Here is a 17,869-nt window from a genome sequence, read left to right as displayed (position 1 = left end):
AGTAGTCTAAAACCGCATTTAACTAAAAATTAGTAAACGTTCGTTTGAAGGACGCTGCAAAATGATGTAATTTTAAAGTCTATGGAAAATGTAAATAAAAAAGGTTTCTTTTTCAAGCAATATGAAGCGCCATTTCAGTCCCCGTTTGATAAACTCTTTGGGATTTTCAAGGAGTTGATTACGCATACTTCGGGAGATTTTGATGAGGCGATCGACTGGTTGCGGGAATTAGACAAGGAATATAAACTTACCGATGAACAGTATACTATTGATGATTTTATCGAGGATTTAAGGAAAAAAGGATATATCCGTGATGAACTTAAAGAGGACGGAACGTCGGGGACTGGGATTACTGCCAAGACGGAACGTGCGATAAGACAGCAGGCTTTGGATACTATTTTTGGCAACTTGAAACGTTCTGGAAGTGGGAATCATAAAACGAAACACGCAGGAAGTGGAGACGAGCATACCGGCGAGTTTCGGGAGTTTCATTTTGGAGATGGACTGGAACGAATTTCGTTGACGGAAAGTTTGCGTAATGCCCAAATCAATAATGGTGTTGAGGACTTTATGCTAACCGAAAATGATTTGGTTGTCGAAGAAACGCAGTTTAAATCCCAAATGAGTACGGTGTTGATGATTGATATTAGCCACAGTATGATTTTGTACGGTGAGGATCGAATCACACCTGCTAAAAAAGTAGCGATGGCGCTTGCTGAACTGATTACTACGCGTTATCCAAAAGATACTTTAGATATTTTAGTTTTTGGGAATGATGCATGGACGATTCAAATTAGCGATTTACCGTATTTAAAAGTTGGTCCGTATCACACCAACACGGTTGCTGGATTACAGTTGGCTATGGATATTTTGCGCCGCAAAAGAAACACCAACAAGCAAATTTTCATGATCACCGATGGTAAACCAAGTTGCGTAAGAGAGAAAGATGGTTCTTATTATATGAATAGCAACGGTCTGGATGAATATATTGTAGATAAATGCTACAATCAAGCGCAACAAGCCAGAAAATTGCATATTCCTATTACTACGTTTATGATTGCGAATGATCCCTATTTGCAAAAGTTTGTGAACCATTTTACGGAAGCGAATCAAGGGAAAGCATTTTATACTGGACTAAAAGGACTGGGCGAAATGATTTTTGAAGATTATGAGACGAATAGGAAGAAGAGGATAAAATAGTGTTCAGAAGGCAGTGGTCAGTTGAGTAGAGAGGAAAGAAGGAAGAGGAAAGAGGAAAGAAGGAAGTGGAAAGAAGGAAGTGGTCAGTGGTCAGTGGAAGAAAGAGTAAAGAAGAAAGACTACGAGAGCAAAGAGGAAAGATGAAAGAAAGTAGTAATTAGTAAAAATATATTTAGAGAATAGCAGTTAAAAAATATAAAAATTAATCTTGGTGAACTTAGCGGAAAAACTTTGTGAACCTTGTGGTTAAAAAAAACAAACATGAAAATAGAAAATATAAAAACACTCGGGGAATTAAAAAAATCAGGTTACGAAAGCAAAAGCATCAAAGATGAATTGCGTTCGAATTTGAGAGAGAAGATTAAAGCTGGACAAACTACTTTTGAAGGAGTTCACGGTTTTGAGAATACTGTTATTCCAGAGTTGGAGCGAGCGATTTTGTCACGTCATAATATTAACTTATTAGGTCTTCGTGGTCAAGCTAAAACGAGATTAGCACGTAAGATGATCGAATTATTGGATGAATATATCCCTTATGTCGAAGGTTCTGAGATCAATGATGACCCGTTGAAACCGATTTCGCGTTTTGCGAAAGATTTAATTGAAAGCAAAGGAGATGAAACGCCAATTTCGTGGTTGCATAGAAGTGATCGTTTCTTTGAAAAACTAGCTACGCCAGATGTTACTGTTGCAGATTTAATAGGCGATGTCGATCCTATTAAAGCGGCTAATTTAAAACTTTCGTATGCGGATGATCGTGTGATTCACTTTGGTATGATTCCGAGAGCGAATCGCTGTATTTTTGTAATCAATGAATTACCCGATTTACAAGCCAGAATCCAAGTAGCATTATTTAATATTTTGCAAGAAGGTGATATCCAAATTAGAGGTTTTAAATTAAGAATGCCACTGGACATGCAGTTTGTGTTTACAGCGAATCCCGAAGATTATACTAATAGAGGAAGTATTGTAACGCCATTGAAAGACAGAATAGGTTCCCAAATCTTGACGCATTATCCAGATACAATTAAAATTGCAAGAAAGATTACGGAGCAGGAAGCAAAGTTAGATGCGTTACAGAACGATATGGTATACGTTCCTTCGTTAGCTAGAGATTTACTGGAGCAAGTTAGTTTTGAAGCGAGAGAAAGCGAATATATAGACAATAAAAGCGGAATTAGTGCTCGTTTGAGTATTACGGCTTTTGAGAATTTATTAAGTACTGCCGAAAGAAGAGCTTTAAAATCTGGTGATGGTAAAACTACGGTTCGTTTGTCAGATTTTATGGGAATAATTCCTTCGATTACTGGTAAAGTAGAATTAGTTTATGAAGGAGAGCAGGAGGGTGCTGCGGTAGTGGCGCAACACTTACTAGGTGATGCGATTCATACTTTTTTCCCTGCTTATTTTCCAAAAATTGAGAAACTGGAGAAAGAGGACCAAAAAACTGCGTACACAGATATTATAGAATGGTTTTTTGCCGAAAGTGGTTTTGAATTACTAGATGATTGTACGGATGCTGAATACCAAAGAATTTTGGGAAGTATTGTTCCACTTGAAGTTTTAATCAAGAAATACCAACCGCAACTAGCTAATGAAGATAAATTCTTCATGAAGGAGTTTATTTTATGGGCTTTGGTTGAATATAAAAAATTGAGTAAAGACCGCTTCTCAGAAGGGTATCAGTTTAAGGATATTTACGGTAGTTTTATCAGTAAATTATAAAGTAAAAAGGGTTTAGATTTATTTCTAAACCCTTTTTTTTATGCGATTTTTAGTAGAAGTTAGACACGAATTGTACGAGGTTGTAAGACGGCAATAATAGATAGTTTTTTCAAAAAAAAGGTAGACACGAATTACACGAATGTGCACGAATATTTTAATTTGAAAAATTTCACTAATTCCCACTCGTGTGATGATTAATATTAATTTTTGACATAACAGTTGTAATTAGTGATAATCTGTGGAATTCGTGGCGAAAAAAATTAAAGAAAACCACAAATTACGCAAATTGCGCAAATTTTTTAATTGAAATTTAATAGTGGTTTTATCATCAGTAGAATTCATTTTAAATTTATTTCATAATTATTTTAATTAGTGATAATTCGTGAAATTCGTGTGAAATTTTTTTTCTTCAGTCGTGTAATATTTATTTCACAATAAAGTAATGCTATTTTTTTTTATTCTACTTTTGCTCGTTGGCGGTCTAAGCAGTCAATGAAAATTGACATGGAAAATAATTTCGAGACTTTGATAGCCACTTATATTGAAAATAAAGTAGGTATATCGGAGCATTTCTTGAGTAATACTTTGGCGAATAACTTAAAGCTAAATTTAATTGCTCTCAACACTAAAAGTTTATTGGTAGAAGCAGGAATAGGAAATGCCGAAAAGGTCTCTTACGATGGAGCGATTCGGAGTGATTCTATTTATTGGTTGGATAAAAAACACAATAACGCCTTTGAAAATGAATTCTTTGCCCAAATAGAAGAATTTATTTTATATCTCAACCGAAGTTGCTACGCCGGAATTACAAGCTATGAATTTCATTATTCCTTATATGAATCGGGTGATTTCTATTTAAAGCATCTCGATCAGTTTAAAAGTAATCCGAGCAGAAAATACTCTATGATTAGTTATTTGAATGCTGATTGGAAAGAAAGTGATGGTGGCGAACTCCTTATTCATCAAATAGATAACAATCAAAAAATAGCGCCAACACAAGGTAAAACTGTTTTCTTTAAAAGTGATGAATTAGTTCACGAAGTTCTAGTCACACAAAATACCAGAATGAGTATTACGGGTTGGTTGAAAAGCGATTAATTGCGCAATTACTTTTTTATACATAAATCAATAGATATTTTTTCTTAAAATTAATTCCCTTTTAAGCGAGTGAATATCTTTTGTAGTAATCTCTTTCCATCGCGCTTGCTTTTAGGAACTTCGATAGCTTTTAATTCAGAGTTGTTTTGAACAAACTGGTAACTAAAAGCAAATTGTGGGTTGGTTGGATTGTCATTCAATAAACCGAAGCGTAGATCATTAAAGTATAAGCTTTCGTCTTTTTGCGAAATAATATACCAACCTTCGCTGGCTTGTTTGAGTTTCTCAAAATCAGAATTCCCTTTTAACTGCTTTTCTAAAGTTTTATTTTTGCTGTAAGCAGTAAATGAAATAGCCTGAGTATCAAAAAGGGAATAATCACTCAGTAAATAATTATCATCAGTTGCTACGTTCGCATTCCATAAAATCAAGTTGAAAGCAGTTGGTTTTACAATTATTTCTGAATATTGAATTTCTTGATTTTTTAATGCTTTTTCGAATTGAGACAAAGCGTATAACTTTATAAAGCAAGATAATAGCAGATAGGAACTACTAATTAGTAATCCTCTTTTGATGTATTTATAACGAAGAATTGTACGTTTCGTTTTCCACAAATATATCAATGAAATTAATAGTGGAATCGTGTACAAAGGATCTATTACAAAGATGGTTTTTAAAGCAAATCGTTGTTCGAGCGGCCATAGGATTTGGGTTCCCCAAGAAGTAAACATATCCAGCAAAACGTGTGTGAATAATCCCCAAAAAGCCATGTTTGTGGCTGTGAAAAAACTTATTTTTCCTTTTTCAATCTTTGAAATTAACCAACCAAAGAACGGACTGACCAGAACAAATAGAAAGAGGGAATGACTAATGCCGCGGTGAATGAGAACTGCATCTACCGGATTTAAGAATAGTCCAACCAAAACATCTAAATCTGGCAGTGTTCCTAAGATCGCACCGTATAAAAAGGTTTTGTTTTTAAGTTGCTTGCCAGCGCAAAATTCTGCAACGGCAATTCCTAGAACGATTTGAGTAAAAGAATCCATACTGCGAAAGTAAGTCTTATCAATCAAGTTCCCAATTGTAGTGATGTAAATGTTGATAAATGCGCTTACTTAACTTTTCTTTTTTTAGCCGTAGATCAATTGAACAAAATTGATTTTAATCTGTGAAAATCTGTGAAATCTGTGGCTACCTTCTCGCAGTGAAAGTAAATAATTTGTTTAGCGTTCTTACTTTGTCAATTATTTCCGTAAATTCTATTTATTAGCTACAGATTAAAAGAATTAAATTGATTTAATTTTGTGTAAATCAGTGAAATTTGTTCTTAAATTATTTATAATCAATATGTTAATTTATTTTTATTCGTAATTTTTTATCTAATCAAATTCTTTTATTTAGCCAGAGAGTAATAGAACTAAAATGATTTTAATCTGTGAAAATCTGTGAAATCTGTGGCTAACTTCTCGCACTGAAAGTAAATAATTTGTTTTGCGCTCATACTTTGTTAATTATCTCCGTAAATTCTATTAATTAGCCACAGATTAAAAGAATTAAAATGATTTTAATTTGTGAAAATCTGTGAAATTTGTGGTGAAATTTTAGGATTAAAAGTAAATAATTTGTTTTGCGTTCTTACATTGTCAATTATTTCCGTAAATTCTATTAATTAGCCACAGATTAAAAGAATTAAAATGATTTTAATTAGTGCAAATCTCTGAAATCTATGGTGAAATTTTAGCATTGAAAGTAAATAATTTGTTTTACGTTCTTACATTGTCAATTATTTCCGTAAATTCTATTAATTAGCCACAGATTAAAAGAATTAAAATGATTTTAATTAGTGCAAATCTCTGAAATCTATGGTGAAATTTTAGCATTGAAAGTAAATAATTTGTTTTACGTTCTTACATTGTCAATTATTGACGTAAATTCTATTTATTGGCCATAGGTTTACAGAACTAAATTGATTTTAATCTGTGAAAATCTGTGAAATCTGTGGCGGAATTTTTAATATACTTTATCCTAAAAGTTAGAAGTAGAACTTGGTATAGTTTAATTGAAGAAATAAACTCCTCATCAAACAATAAACAGTAATTTTGCGCATTAAATTTATTTTATGCTTTTTCTTATTTTAAGTATTATTTGCAGTGTTACTGTCGGTGTGATTTTTAAAGTTTCTCGAAAATACAATGTCAATAATTCCCAAATTGTCGCTGCAAATTATCTATTCGCTTTAATACTCTGCTATTTCTTTTTTAGTCCTAATTTGAGTGCAGTAGGAAACGACCCGCCTTGGAGTTTATATATTGTCATTGGATTATTATTGCCTTCTGTATTCTTGTTTTTGGCGGCATCAATTAAGCATATGGGAATTGTAAAAACAGATGCTGCACAGCGGCTTTCTCTTTTTATTCCTATTCTAGCGGCTTGGTTCATTTTTAAAGAGGACTTCAATACGTTGAAGATTACAGCATTTTTAATTGGATTGCCTGCAATTTTACTTATTCTCGCAAAGCCTTCAGAAAACACTAAAAACAAATGGATTTATCCAGCGGTTGTTCTATTTGGTTTTGGTTTGATTGACATCCTTTTTAAACAAATTGCATTATACACTACTTTACCTTACACAACCTCTTTATTTGTCGTTTTTAGCATTGCATTGCTAATAATGATTGCTGTGGTTATTTACGAATTGATTGCTAAGAAGATATATCTAAATTTCAAAAATGTAGCTTTTGGTGGATTAGTTGGTGCTTTCAATTTCGGAAATATTCTTTTCTATTTAAAAGCACACCAAGCATTCGCAGAAAATCCTTCCACTGTATTTGCAGGAATGAACATGGGTGTCATTATTATAGGGAGTTTGATTGGAGTTCTCGTATTCAAAGAGAAATTAACCAAAATGAATTATGCTGGTCTTAGTCTAGCTTTGTTAGCTATTATTTTAATTTTTGTTTCGCAATTGAAATAACAATTACGAAATTATTTCATACATTGTTTTTTTTATAATAAGCAGCTCACACGCATTCATTTTACTGTAATATTCAAATCTTATAATTTAAAATATTTATTTCACTTTAAATCAGCGCTACTAAAAACTTAAATGTCTTACATGGTAAAAAAAAACATTATTCTAATATCAGCTAGACTTTGATTTTTTCTAATTCTAAGTAAATATGATCCATTTCTTTTTTCAACTCAATTATCTCACTGTTTAAAGTATCGATTTCTTGTTGGCTTTTATTGATATCATTTTCTCTTTCGTTTTCTGATCTTAAAAATTGAAAATCTTGCGCTTTTGCTAATCGGTCCTTAGCTTGATCTAAACCACTTACCGCTACAAAAAGTTTTTGTTGAACTTCTACCAGGCGGCTATTTAGCGATATTTTACGCTCTTTTAAAACGCGTTCAAATTCTATTTTTTCCTGCTCAATGACTTGCTTTTTTTCTTTTTCAACTCTTTTTTGCTCTAATTGAACTTGTAGATTTTCTTTTTCTGTGGCGTTGTTTCGTTGTTCTAATTCGGCGCTTCGTTGATTTTGAAAAAAGCTAAAAATTGTAGTTACGACAATCAGTACTAAAAGTCCAGAAAGTACATAAAAAAGAGTGCTATCAATCCCTAGTATTTTAGAATCTGATATCTCTTCTTCCGGCTCAATATCAGCCTCTACCTCTTGTTTTGTGACTAGTGGAAAGATCTTGATGGGTGGAGGAGTTACAACGAAAAGATTTTGTAATTCTACAACATCGCCTGCATACTTCCAGTCGTCCATTCCTGCGCACCAAACCGGAGTCGATTTAGTAATTAACTTGGCTTTTAATTGTGCGATATCAAATGGTCCTGCGCTTTCAGTTCCATCGTGTATGTAGTACGAGTTCATCTTGTTGTGCTTATTATTTTCGAAGGTCAAAAGTACAAAACTAATTGATTGTTGAAAAAGTATTTTGTTAGGGTTGTTTCAATATGTAATACACTATTTTTTGTCTTTCTAATAGTAAGCGATTAGTGGTTTGAATTGAACATTAAAATTACTCTTTACATTTTAAAAATGACTAAAATGAAACTATAGTTTTTTAAATCGTTGACTTAGGACAACGTTTTTAGCTAATTTTATTTTTAATTTTGGCAAAAAATAAAATATAAGCTTGGTAGCTTTTTGTTTCAAGTATTTAAGATTTATCATTGCATTTACTTTATTTATAAAATTTCTATCTCAATCCCATTTCTAAAACATACCATGAAACAAGTCAATTTAAGTAATCAAGTATTATATTTATTAAGTATATCTGCTGGTTTAGTCGTCGCCAATCTTTATTACAATCAGCCTTTATTACACCAAATCGCAGTTAGTTTTAAAGTATCAGAAGCAGAGGTGAGTAATGTTGCTTTGTTCACACAATTAGGTTACGCTCTGGGATTATTATTTATCATTCCACTTGGAGATAAAGTTTCGAATAAAAAGATCTTACGACTAGATTTTTTAGTAATGGTTATTTCTTTGATTGCAGCCGCTATGTCAAGTTCACTATTTATTCTTATCATAAGTAGCTTCTTTGTTGGGTTTACATCTGCGATTCCGCAATTGTTTGTGCCTATGGCAGCTCAGCTTTCTGATGATAAAAACAGAGGTAGAGCAATAGGAATTGTAATGAGCGGATTATTAATTGGTATTCTAGGAAGTCGCGTAATAAGTGGATTTGTAGGAGAACAATTTGGATGGCGCGTTATGTTTTATGCCGCAGCAGTAATGATGGTTTTGCTTTACATCCTTTTAAAATACAAATTGCCAACAATTGCACCAGTATTTAAAGGGAGTTACACTAGTTTAATGAAATCGCTCTATCATTATTTTAAAACTGATGGTTCGTTACGCTTAGCTACTTTAAGAGGTGGATTAGCGTTTGCAGGATTAAGTGCGTTCTGGACCACGTTAGTGTTTTTAATGCAAGATTCTTTTGGTTATGGTAGCGCAATCACCGGAGCATTCGGGATTTTAGGAATCGTAGGAGCTTTAGGAGCTACATTCGTCGGGAAAATCAGCAGTACTATTAGTAATCATTCCATTATTCTTTTTGGTACATTGTTATTAATTCTTTCGTGGGTTATTCTCTATTTTTCTGGAACTTCACTTATTGGCTTAATGGCCGGAGTGTTGTTAGTTGATTTAGGATTGCAGTCACTACATATCACGAATCAAAAGATTATTTTTTCTAAAAATCCAGAAGCTAGAAATCGAGTCAACACCATTTATATGGTTGGTTTTTTTATTGGTGGTGCTTTTGGAACCGTGGCAGGAGCAATGGCTTGGGGACATTATAAATGGATAGGAGTTTCTACTCTTGGAATTGTTTTGTCAACGTTGATTTTGATTGTTCATTTGTCATTTCGAAAAGAATAAGCTTTTGTGAAGATATCTGCGTTATTTTTGTAAATACTGTTAAATAGAAAATACGGTTGTTTGTATGGTATCATAAATGCTAAATAATTTATTATTAGTAGTTTAAAAGATTGTTGCGTCGGTTTTTTATTTTTTAATTTGAAGAAAAAGACAGACAAGGAGTTCATTGACTTGTAAATGATAGGTTTCTTGATTTGATTTTGCTTCAAAAAATAGTATATTCGGGCATTATTATAAACCAATTAATTTTTAACTCAAAGAGTTTTTTTGTGGGAATAAAATTGAAACCATTTTATATTTCAATCCACTTTTTTACCAAGTAGCAATCATTCTTTATGAAGTCACAAGATTTAATAATCCTTGAAAAACTTAAGGCAGGAGATTCTTCTGCTTATAAAGAATTATTTGACTTGTACTACATGCCACTTAGCGTCTATTCCTTAAAGTACTGTGATTCATTTGAACTAGCTGAAGATATCGTTCAGGATTTATTTATTAAATTTTGGGACCAAAAGATTTATCTTAAACTTGATGAAGCCATTAGTCCGTACCTTTTTAAAGCCGTAAAAAACAACAGTTTAAAAGCCGTAAAAAAACAAAGTAAATATTATTTTGAGGAAATTGAAGATCAAGTAAATGTACTAATGGACGATGAGCATCTTGATTTAGAGTTTTTAGAGCAAGAAAAACAAAAATTATATCAAGAAATAGAAGCTTTACCCTTAAAAAGCAAAGAAGTTTTTAAAGCAATTGTATTGGAAAATCAAAAGTACAAAGACGTCGCTTTAGAGCTGGGAATATCGGTGAATACAGTGAAAACACATTATTCAAGAGCCTTAAAACAACTGCGCAGTTCACTGGATGTAATTATAATTTTACTATTAGTTTAAAAAAAGTTTAATTTTTTGTCACCCATTTTTCATCTATTGTACTCTATACAATATAAGATGACAAATATGAACACTATTCCAACAAGTATTTTAGAACTAATTTCGGTTTATATCTCTAAGGAGATAAGCGAGAACGAATTTTCTTTTCTAAAAGAATGGATCGATGAAAGTCCTGAAAACAAAAAAGCATTTTCAGATTACTTACTTTTTTATAAAAAAACCAGACAGGTAGTTTTTGCAACTACTACAGAGAAAGATAAAGCGTGGAGTTCAATAGTGTCTCAATTAGAGACGCCTTTGCATAATCAGGAAATAGAGCAAAAAGAAACTAAAGTTCGATCCTTGAAAGCGACAACGCTATTTTTAAAATTTGCAGCTATCGTCCTTGTTCTTTTGTCTATTAGTTATTTTTATTTTGACAAAGAGGTTTCGGTATTAAAGCCAACATTCGAAAATTCTATCGCTTCAGAAGCAGCAATTACTTTGCAATTAGCTAATGGAGATATCCAAGTTATTAAGGAAGATGGAACTACTGAAGTAGTGGATGCAAATGGAAATGTGGTAGGTACTCAAAAAGGAAACCAATTAGTTTATAATAATGCTTCCGCAAAAGATACGCTTGTTTACAACACTATTAAAGTTCCTTACGGAAAACGCTTCGAACTTAGATTATCAGATGGAACTAATGTTCATTTAAACGCTGGTACTTCGTTAAGATATCCTGTCCGTTTTATAAATGGACAAAATCGTCAAGTGTTTTTAGACGGTGAAGCTTATTTTGACGTAACTAAAGATGCTAAACATCCTTTTATAGTTGGTTCAAGTGACATGGACGTAAAAGTTTTAGGAACAAAGTTTAATGTGACTTCTTATAAAGAAGATGCTAAAACCTATACTGTTTTAGTTGAAGGAAGTGTTGCAGCTTCAAATAACATTACTGAAAATGATGAAGTGATTTTGAAACCAGGTAACAGAGCATTTTTCGAAAATAAAAATTTGAAAACAGAACCGGTAGATGTTAGAAAATACATTGCTTGGGTTTCTGGACAGTTAATGTTTATCGATGATTCTTTTGGAGTAATTACAAATAAACTGGAGCGAAAATACAATGTTGATATTGTTAATAATTACGATGAGCTGAATAATATTATGATTACAGCGACATTTAAAGAAGAGAATATAGAGCAGGTTTTGAAAACTTTTCAAACCTACAAATCTTTCAATTATACGATAAAAAATAAAGTAATAACTATAACTAAACCTAAGAATATGTAAGAATTTATTTGAGCAAAAAAAAAGGAAGATGCGCCAACACCTTCCCAGTCATTCTAAAAAATGATTTAATCTAAAACTAACAAAATTAAACCAAGTGTAAACTTATGAAAAAACAGCGAACTAAAAGTGCGTTGAGACGCATTTTGAATAACTCTAACCTAAAGATGAAATTTTCACTCTTATTTTTATTCACCACTCTTATGCAGGTCAGTGCATCAAGTAGTTATGGACAAAAGAACACCGTTACTATGGACGTAAATGGTGTTGCAATGTCTAATGTATTTCAGATCATTGAAAACCAAACCGATTTTCATTTCTTTTACAACCGTAATGAGTTGAATCTGAATCAAAAAATTGATTTGAATGTCGATAAAAAACTGGTTTCAGACGTATTAGGAAAGCTTTTTAGCAACACTAATATTTCGTATCAAATTTTAGGCAATCAGATTGTTCTTAAAAAAGTTGATAAAACTAAAGTTGAAACTGTAAGTGCTGCTTATCAAAAGCAAATTGAAGGAGTTGTTGTAGATAAAGCTGGATTACCTTTAACAGGTGTAACTGTAACTATCGAAGGAACAAATTTCGGTACAACTACAGACTTCAATGGAAGATTTAAATTTGCATCTGAAGCAAATGGAAAATATTTGATATTTTCATACGTAGGTTTTGAACCTATGAGGATAGCGTATGACGGTACAAGTAACTTAAAAATAGTGCTTTTACAAGAACTTAATGAACTTCAAGAAGTTGTATTAGTAGGATACGGTAAACAAAAGCGTTCTGAATTTTCTGGAGCGGTTTCATCAGTAAGTGCTAAGGATATTGTTCAAGCTTCAACTGGAACAATTGGTTTTGATAGAGCTTTAGGTGGATTAGTTAAAGGAGTTCAAGTTTCTCAAAATACAGGTCGTCCTGGTGCACCTGTTCGTATCAATATTAGAGGTTTAACTTCGCCATTATCATCTGTAGGTGGAGGATTAAACCAACCTTTATTTGTAATTGATGGTGTTCCTTTTAATGTTGATGCTTTGAACGGAGCAAATCCATTATCAACTTTGAATCCTAACGATATTGAAAGTTTTGATGTATTGAAAGATGCTGGAGCAACTTCTATTTATGGATCTCGTGGTGCTAATGGTGTTATTATCATTAAAACTAAAAGAGGTAAAAAAGGACAACCTTCAAGAGTTAATTTTAATTATGCTACTACTATAGCAAGCCCTATCAGCACGGTAGGAGCATTAAATGCAAGTCAGTATAAAAACTTTTACAATCAGTTGATTAATAATAGCGTTGATGCTATGAATAACGGTCAATTAGATCCATTTACGGCTTTTGATTTACAAAATATTGCAAAAGTTGATTTAGATTTTGATACTTTCATTGTAAGCAATGATGGTATAAACGATGATTATTTTGGCACTGCAAATACAGATTGGAATAAAGAAGTTTTTAGAAGTATGGCTGTTACTAAACAAGCTAATTTAAGCTTGAGTGGTGGAAGCGAGAAAACTAATTACAATTTCAGTACATCATTTATAGATCAAGAAGGTTTGACTATCAAAGATAAAATGAAGCAGTATAATTTAGGTCTTTCATTAGATACTGATCTTACTAAATATGTAAAAATAGGAACTTCAGTAAATGTGGGTCATACAGAATCTAATTCTGGAGAAAATGACATTTTAAATCAATTTACTATCAATACTTCTATCGCTCGTGCTCGTCCAGATTTAGCGCCAAGAGATGCAAATGGAAAATTAGTAGGTCAGGCCGATTATCAAAATGGTTTTATGACTCTTGAGCCTAATCCTTTAATGCGTTTGGGTAATAAAACTAACAATAAAGCATACAACTTTATTGGTGGTGCTTATATCGAAGTTGAGCCATTAAAAGACTTAAAATTGAAAGCAGAATCAAACGCTTCTATTTTTTACAACAAGAATTCTTCGTTTATACCAAGAACTGTAGAAACAGATTATATCTTTTTTGCAAATGATTCTTATTTAGCGGAGGCAGATGGTTTAGTTTCTAACATTACAACGAACTTAACAGCTGATTATAATTTTAAAATTTCAGAAAATCATAAGTTTGGAATATTAGGAGGAGCTGCTTGGGACAGAACTAATTTTAATAGCTCTAGTCATTTTTACAGCGGTTTTCCAGATGACGAAATTTTAAATAACGCTACATCAGCTCGTACAATTATTGGTTATTCTACTAATAAATTAGATACAGGTTTATATTCTTTATTCTCTCGTTTAAACTACGGATTCAGTGATTTATATAATGCTACTTTAAATTTTAGAACAGATACTTCATCTAAATTTGGACCGGCTAATAAAAGAGGATATTTTCCATCTATTTCTGCAAGCTGGAATATTTCCAATGAAAAATTCCTTTCGGAAGTTGAACAAATCAATATCTTAAAACTAAGAGCGAGTGCAGGAAGAGTAGGATCTACTAACGTATCTGACTTTGCTTACTTACAATTTTTTCAAAATACTGCTTCTAGCATCTACAATGGTAATTCTGGTATTGTTGCTGAGGATAATTTTCCAAATCCAGAAATTGGTTGGGAAACTACAGACGAGGTTAACTTAGGTTTAGATTTTGGATTTTTTAATAATCGCTTGAAAGGTAGTTTTGATGCGTATTCTAGAAAAACTACTGGTGCATTAGTTAAAACTCCTATTCCTTTGGAATTAGGGCCTAAATCGTACTATTCTAACTTTATGGACGTAAGTAATAAAGGTATTGAAATCAGTTTAGGTGGAGACATTGTTAGAAGTACTGATTTTGTTTGGTCAACGACTGTAAACTGGTCTTTCAATAGAAATAAATTAGTTAAACTAAACGGTGCAAGTATTAATCCTTTCCAGTTAGATTATTATATCGAAGGCCAACCAGTAGGGACGATCAAAGGATATAAAGTAACTAAAATATTTAATTCACAAGATGAAATAGATGCATTAAACGCAGCTTCACCTTCAGGATTATATGATAAAGCATCCACTTCTATTGGAGATTTCATGATGGAAGATGTAAATAAAGATGGTTTAATTACAGCAGATGATAAAGCAGTAATAGGCGACATCCAACCTAAATTCTTTGGTGGAATATCAAATACATTAGCTTACAAAAACTTTAGTTTAAGTGCTTTGTTCCAATATTCAGTAGGAGCAAAATCGATTTGGAATGCAATTCCAACAGGAGTTTTCAATTCATTAGGAGAAAATAAATACAGTGAATACGGTTTAAATACTTGGACACCTGAAAATCCTAATGCGCGTTACGCAAAAGCACTTTATACAGATCCTTCTTCAAATGGAAGAATTTCAGATCGCTACATTTATGACACTTCTTACTTGCGTCTAAAAAGTATGCAGTTCACTTATAATTTTGAACAAAAATTAATTAGTAAAATGGGTATTGACAAAGCGTCGCTAACACTTACAGGAACTAATTTATTGACATGGACTAAATGGCCTGGTATTGACCCAGAGACTTTCTCAGAAAGAGGAACGATTACTGATCAAATCAACAATGAAGATCCATATCCATTAGCTAAGTCATTCTCATTCGGAGTTCAAGTTCAATTTTAAATTTAAAAAAAGATGAAACAATATATAAAAAATAGTACTGCAGTTTTGCTTTTTGCAGTAGCAGCATCAGTAACAAGCTGTAGTATTGACGATATAAAACCATACAATAAACTAACTACAGAAAATACTATTAGAGATGAAGCTTCGGCTCAGTTAGTTTTAAATGGTGTTTATGATTTAGGTAGAGAGTTTGATGTTAGTTTTTTTCCATTGCATCTTGCAGCTTATGGAAATGAAGGGACTATCTCTGGATTTATGAGCGGAAGCAAAGGTTTTAATACAAATGAAGTTCCCGCTGATAATATCTTTTTGGCTAATTTATACAGCGGTCATTATAAGATTATCAATGCAACTAATTTTTTAATTCAAGAATTAGAAGCAGGAAAAGCAATTGGTATTGCTGACGACAAAAAAGGAGAAATGATTTCAGAAGCAAAATTCCAACGCGCTTTTGCTCATTTTAATTTGCTACGTTATTTTGGTGAATTCTATGACTTAAATTCTGCTAATGGTATTGTATTAAGAACTTCTTTTTCTACGACATTAGAATCTAATCCAAGAAATACTGTTGCAGATGTGTACAAGCAAATAGAAGCTGATTTAGTTGATGCTTCCGCAAAAGGACCTCAGTATGTAGAGCATTTTTACTCTGGAAGTTTAGCTGCTAAAGCTTTATTGTCTAAAGTGTACTTGTACGAGAAAAAATATACTGAAGCTGCAACTTTAGCGGATGAAGTAATTAATAATGACGAAGGTTATGCTTTAGAAGCACAATATTCTGATATTTTCAAAAACAGTTTTAATTCTTCAGAAGTAATTTTTGCTCCATTAACTGGACCTGATAACGAAGGAAAAACAAATATGTACGAAGTAATTAAAACTAGCTACAGCCAAACATTAAGAACATTAGCTGATGCTCAAGTGGGAACTACAACTGATGGTAAATTAACAACTACCGGTTCAGGTTATGATCCTCGTTTTTCTTTTGCTTATTCAGCAGCTACTAAAAAATCAAATGGAAATGGAAAATATCCGTTTTTGAATAATCTATCTTCTCAAGGAAATACATTGTATCACTTGCGTCTAGGTGAAATCTATTTGATTAAAGCAGAAGCAGAAGTTAGAAAAGCTGGTGGTGATCTTGATATTGCATTAGAAAGCCTTAACGAAATTAGATTGCGAGCAGGAGTTACTGCTAAAAACCTTTCTGATAAAGCAACTTTGTTAAGCGACATACGTAACGAAAAGTTATTAGAGCTTTTCTTCGAAAACGGAGAAGGTTGGTTTGATATCGTTCGTTATGTAAATCTTGGAAATCTAACGGCTGCTACAGCTAAAGCTTCATTAGTATCTCCAAATCAATTTGTATTACCAATACCACTGCAAGTACTTGCCGGTAATAAAACTATAATCCAAAACAAAGGGTATTAATCCTTGACGATTAAAGGAGAGTGTGAACAAGGAATTGAATTGTTTATTAATTTTTGAATCACACTCTCACTTTTTTAACTATTAAATTAAAAACCAATTAGATGAAAAATTTATCATTCTTAGCATTTCTATTAGTTATGCTTTCATGCCAAGACGCACCCGCGCAAAAAGATTATATTGTTTTACATGGAAAAATTGAAAACCCTACTGAAGATTTAGGCTTGAGATTTTATAATCCGACGAGCAGAAAATCTTTTACAATTAAAGTAGAAGCTAACGGTGTTTTTAGAGATACAATTAAATTAGAAAAAGCTGCTTATTATAATGCAGTTTACGGAAATATTTTTGCTGCTTACCTAGCTAATGATATGGATTTAGAAATTAATTTTGATGCTAAAAGTCTCTCTAAAACAATCGTTTTTAAAGGAAAAGGCGAACATGAAAATACGTTCCTACGATTTAGAGCTAAACTTGAAGGCGGTTTAATGGGTGCAGATTACAAAGCTTTTTTGAATGTTGAAAAGCCAAACTTTGATTCTAAAATGAAAAAATTCAGTGACGAATTTAAAACTGAATTAGATCAGAAAAAATCAACTTTAGAGGCTGATTTCGTTACTGCTCAATTAGCATACTTAGAGGAATTTAATAAAGGAATGTCTGTAAATTTTGTTGAGGAAAAAAGAAATAATAGTGAATTAGGAGCTGGTAAACAATCACCTGATTTTAAAAACTACATCAATCATGATGGTGGAAAATCATCACTTTCTGATTTTAGAGGAAGCTATGTTTTTATTGACGTTTGGGCAACATGGTGCGGACCTTGTAAATACGAGTTTCCTTTTATTGGAAAAGTAGAAAAAATGTATCACGGTAAAAACATCAAGTTTGTAAGTATTTCTATTGACCGTTTGAAAGATGAACAAAAATGGCGCGATATGATTAAAAAAGAAGGATTAGTTGGAATCCAACTTTTAGCAGATAAAGAAATTGCGTCATCATTTATTGCTGGTTATTATATTCAAGCAATTCCTCGTTTTATCATCTTAGATAAAGAAGGAAAAATAATAAGCTCTGATGCACCTAGACCTTCAGAACCTGAATTACAAGATATATTGAATTCATTAGATATGTAATTTAAATATTTTGAGCGATCAAAACAATCTGAAGAATGTGCTTTAAAACTTCATTCTGTTAAGTTGTATTGGCTCACAGTTTTATTTCTGTTTTGGAATTTAATTTGTTC

Annotated in this window: 12 protein-coding genes; 10 read left to right on the top strand and 2 right to left on the bottom strand. The window is 32.3% G+C overall.

The genetic code is table 11. The annotated features are described in order from the left end of the window. The first annotated feature begins 81 nt into the window (after nucleotides 1–81). The 3 genes from BC961_RS07775 (at nucleotide 82) to BC961_RS07765 (ending at nucleotide 4,023) form a co-directional block, all read left to right on the top strand. On the top strand, nucleotides 82–1,200 hold the full coding sequence (locus BC961_RS07775; protein WP_121925293.1) for a vWA domain-containing protein: 1,119 nt from the start codon (nucleotides 82–84) through the stop codon (nucleotides 1,198–1,200). 261 nt (nucleotides 1,201–1,461) lie between these two features. After that, nucleotides 1,462–2,925, top strand: a complete 1,464-nt coding sequence (locus tag BC961_RS07770; protein ID WP_121925292.1) for an AAA family ATPase — start codon at nucleotides 1,462–1,464, stop codon at nucleotides 2,923–2,925. A gap of 504 nt (nucleotides 2,926–3,429) precedes the next feature. Then, entirely contained in the window at nucleotides 3,430–4,023 is a 594-nt protein-coding gene (locus tag BC961_RS07765) for a 2OG-Fe(II) oxygenase (RefSeq protein ID WP_121925684.1), read from the top strand. 50 nt (nucleotides 4,024–4,073) lie between these two features. On the opposite strand, the gene BC961_RS07760 is transcribed toward BC961_RS07765, so the two are convergent. After that, on the bottom strand, nucleotides 4,074–5,069 hold the full coding sequence (locus BC961_RS07760; protein ID WP_121925291.1) for a metal-dependent hydrolase: 996 nt from the start codon (nucleotides 5,067–5,069) through the stop codon (nucleotides 4,074–4,076). 1,073 nt (nucleotides 5,070–6,142) lie between these two features. On the opposite strand from BC961_RS07760, the gene BC961_RS07755 reads away from it, so the two are divergent. Continuing rightward, nucleotides 6,143–6,997, top strand: coding sequence for an EamA family transporter (locus BC961_RS07755; protein WP_121925290.1), 855 nt, complete (start codon nucleotides 6,143–6,145; stop codon nucleotides 6,995–6,997). A gap of 172 nt (nucleotides 6,998–7,169) precedes the next feature. Here the strand turns inward: BC961_RS07755 and BC961_RS07750 are convergent, their stop codons facing one another. Further along, nucleotides 7,170–7,907 carry a GYF domain-containing protein gene (locus BC961_RS07750; protein ID WP_121925289.1) on the bottom strand — a complete coding sequence of 246 codons (738 nt, stop codon included), beginning with the start codon at nucleotides 7,905–7,907 and terminating at the stop codon, nucleotides 7,170–7,172. 357 nt (nucleotides 7,908–8,264) lie between these two features. On the opposite strand from BC961_RS07750, the gene BC961_RS07745 reads away from it, so the two are divergent. The 6 genes from BC961_RS07745 to BC961_RS07720 all read left to right on the top strand — a co-directional run bounded on the left by BC961_RS07745 (nucleotide 8,265) and on the right by BC961_RS07720 (nucleotide 17,759). Further along, on the top strand, nucleotides 8,265–9,425 hold the full coding sequence (locus BC961_RS07745) for an MFS transporter (RefSeq protein WP_121925288.1): 1,161 nt from the start codon (nucleotides 8,265–8,267) through the stop codon (nucleotides 9,423–9,425). A 335-nt stretch (nucleotides 9,426–9,760) separates the two neighbouring features. Next, nucleotides 9,761–10,315, top strand: a complete 555-nt coding sequence (locus BC961_RS07740; protein ID WP_121925287.1) for an RNA polymerase sigma factor — start codon at nucleotides 9,761–9,763, stop codon at nucleotides 10,313–10,315. A 66-nt stretch (nucleotides 10,316–10,381) separates the two neighbouring features. Continuing rightward, complete coding sequence (locus BC961_RS07735) at nucleotides 10,382–11,590, top strand: FecR family protein (RefSeq protein WP_245980855.1); 1,209 nt, start codon at nucleotides 10,382–10,384, stop codon at nucleotides 11,588–11,590. A gap of 164 nt (nucleotides 11,591–11,754) precedes the next feature. Then, complete coding sequence (locus BC961_RS07730) at nucleotides 11,755–15,195, top strand: TonB-dependent receptor (RefSeq protein WP_245980854.1); 3,441 nt, start codon at nucleotides 11,755–11,757, stop codon at nucleotides 15,193–15,195. Nucleotides 15,196–15,207: 12 nt separating this feature from the next. Next, entirely contained in the window at nucleotides 15,208–16,626 is a 1,419-nt protein-coding gene (locus BC961_RS07725) for a RagB/SusD family nutrient uptake outer membrane protein (protein ID WP_121925285.1), read from the top strand. A gap of 101 nt (nucleotides 16,627–16,727) precedes the next feature. Beyond that, nucleotides 16,728–17,759 (top strand): TlpA family protein disulfide reductase, encoded by a 1,032-nt coding sequence (locus BC961_RS07720; protein WP_121925284.1) that lies wholly within the window; start codon nucleotides 16,728–16,730, stop codon nucleotides 17,757–17,759. The last annotated feature ends 110 nt before the right edge of the window (nucleotides 17,760–17,869 follow it).

The sequence above is a fragment of the Flavobacterium weaverense genome (assembly GCF_003688495.1).
In the GTDB taxonomy this organism is placed as follows: domain Bacteria; phylum Bacteroidota; class Bacteroidia; order Flavobacteriales; family Flavobacteriaceae; genus Flavobacterium; species Flavobacterium weaverense.
This window is presented reverse-complemented; position numbering and strand designations above follow the sequence as displayed.

What these genes read in the sequence shown, in the direction of transcription:
- BC961_RS07765 (WP_121925684.1), top strand. Translation starts at nt 3,430, where the DNA reads ATGGAAAATAATTTCGAGACTTTGATAGCCACTTATATTGAAAATAAA.
- BC961_RS07740 (WP_121925287.1), top strand. Translation starts at nt 9,761, where the DNA reads ATGAAGTCACAAGATTTAATAATCCTTGAAAAACTTAAGGCAGGAGAT.
- BC961_RS07730 (WP_245980854.1), top strand. Translation starts at nt 11,755, where the DNA reads ATGAAATTTTCACTCTTATTTTTATTCACCACTCTTATGCAGGTCAGT.
- BC961_RS07745 (WP_121925288.1), top strand. Translation starts at nt 8,265, where the DNA reads ATGAAACAAGTCAATTTAAGTAATCAAGTATTATATTTATTAAGTATA.
- BC961_RS07720 (WP_121925284.1), top strand. Translation starts at nt 16,728, where the DNA reads ATGAAAAATTTATCATTCTTAGCATTTCTATTAGTTATGCTTTCATGC.
- BC961_RS07775 (WP_121925293.1), top strand. Translation starts at nt 82, where the DNA reads ATGGAAAATGTAAATAAAAAAGGTTTCTTTTTCAAGCAATATGAAGCG.
- BC961_RS07760 (WP_121925291.1), bottom strand. Translation starts at nt 5,069, where the DNA reads ATGGATTCTTTTACTCAAATCGTTCTAGGAATTGCCGTTGCAGAATTT.
- BC961_RS07750 (WP_121925289.1), bottom strand. Translation starts at nt 7,907, where the DNA reads ATGAACTCGTACTACATACACGATGGAACTGAAAGCGCAGGACCATTT.
- BC961_RS07725 (WP_121925285.1), top strand. Translation starts at nt 15,208, where the DNA reads ATGAAACAATATATAAAAAATAGTACTGCAGTTTTGCTTTTTGCAGTA.
- BC961_RS07735 (WP_245980855.1), top strand. Translation starts at nt 10,382, where the DNA reads ATGAACACTATTCCAACAAGTATTTTAGAACTAATTTCGGTTTATATC.
- BC961_RS07755 (WP_121925290.1), top strand. Translation starts at nt 6,143, where the DNA reads ATGCTTTTTCTTATTTTAAGTATTATTTGCAGTGTTACTGTCGGTGTG.
- BC961_RS07770 (WP_121925292.1), top strand. Translation starts at nt 1,462, where the DNA reads ATGAAAATAGAAAATATAAAAACACTCGGGGAATTAAAAAAATCAGGT.